The organism is Capnocytophaga sp. oral taxon 863 str. F0517, from assembly GCF_000466425.1.
Classification (GTDB): Bacteria; Bacteroidota; Bacteroidia; order Flavobacteriales; family Flavobacteriaceae; genus Capnocytophaga.
Window position 1 is genome coordinate 4,126 of the sequence record NZ_KE992136.1, and the last position, 1,353, is coordinate 5,478.

Here is a 1,353-nt window from a genome sequence, read left to right on the forward strand (position 1 = left end):
AAACCCAATGTAGCAAAAGAAGCATTGAGTTTGAGATAGAACTCCAAGAAGTAGTTTAACCTAAAAAAGTGTATCTCAATGAAACCACTCAAACAACCCTTAGCAACCGACACCCAAGCCCTATCCTATATAGGGATAATCATCCGAACTTTTGAGCCACTGCACTTTATGAACCTTAGCGACCAAGACCGAGAGGCAACCCTTAAAGCCCGACAAGCCTTAGAAGCTATCGTAAAGGCAAACGGCTACACAGTGAGTTATCACACTGAAAACACTATTAAAAAAGCCCCTTAAAAGATAAGGATAAAAACAGAAGTATTAATTTAAAAACGAAGTATCCAATGGAAATCCATTTTTTCAATCAAATTGCTCAGTTAGCCATACAAGGCAAACTACACTTAGTCATAACTCAAGAAGCAAATAGCCAGCTTGTTGTATCGGTATTGCTTGAGAATGAACAATGTTCAGACCCTGCCAAGCACCTTTTGCCTCCCTTAGTACTTAGAGGCACAGCCGAAGAATTAGATGCAGGCTTTTTTCAAAGCATCACCCAACCCTTAGAAGAAACCTCCTCTCTGTTTGTGAATATGGAGCAGTACATCGAGGCGCAAAAGCAAGCCCAAAGGCAATCAGCTATGGAGAAAGAAAAAGCCGAGAAACAACAAAAGAAATACGATGAGGCTATGAAAAAAGTAGCTGATTTAGAAGCACAGGGCAAGTACCGAGAAGCGTGGTCAAAACTACCTCCTCCCGATGAGTTCCCTAACTATGCCGATAAAATCCGCAAAAAAAGGTCAGAACTATCCACACACTTTGCCCCTACCTTGTTTGAAGAATAAGTATTAACTCCTAAAAAAAGTATTGTTATGCTCATAGCTACCCAACTGAAAAGAATGTTTGTCTTTGAAGAAAACCGACAAACTATTCACCTTGCCGACCCTAATCCATCGTGGTCAGTAGAGCAAGTCAAGAATTTTTACAGCACCCATTACCCCCTGCTCACCAATGCCAAAGCAGGCACACCTTACGTAGAGGGAGACAGCGTTGTCTATCCCCTACAAATCACAATGGGTACAAAAGGCTAAATCTCTACTAATTCTAAAGCTATGAGCCTTGTAAAACAGCTTAAAACAAGGCTTGTAGCTAAAATTAAAAACGTTATCAAAAACTAAAAACAAACTAAAAATGTATGCAACAGCAATCCCAACAAAACCTCGCACCCATACAAAGCGAAGCACAGAGAGAACTCTACCGCAGGTTAAGAGAGTTTTCCAAAGCAGTCCAACGCTCCAAAGACCGCTCACAGATACGTCAAGAACAGCAACAAGTAGCCCCGAAAACTCTTTTGCCAAT

At 41.0% G+C, this 1,353-nt stretch carries 3 protein-coding genes; all 3 read left to right on the plus strand.

The genetic code is table 11. The features are described 5' to 3' along the window. The first annotated feature begins 78 nt into the window (after positions 1-78). The 3 genes from HMPREF1551_RS06060 to HMPREF1551_RS06070 are packed head-to-tail and all read left to right on the plus strand — an operon-like array spanning position 79 to position 1,085. The gene (locus tag HMPREF1551_RS06060) at positions 79-294 is read left to right on the plus strand and encodes a hypothetical protein (RefSeq protein WP_021628188.1); all 216 of its coding nucleotides are present in this window, start codon (positions 79-81) and stop codon (positions 292-294) included. 47 nt (positions 295-341) lie between these two features. Next, positions 342-839, plus strand: coding sequence for a PRTRC system protein E (locus tag HMPREF1551_RS06065; protein ID WP_021628189.1), 498 nt, complete (start codon positions 342-344; stop codon positions 837-839). Between the two features lie 27 nt (positions 840-866). Beyond that, positions 867-1,085 carry a PRTRC system protein C gene (locus HMPREF1551_RS06070; protein WP_009744763.1) on the plus strand — a complete coding sequence of 73 codons (219 nt, stop codon included), beginning with the start codon at positions 867-869 and terminating at the stop codon, positions 1,083-1,085. Positions 1,086-1,353: the final 268 nt, after the last annotated feature.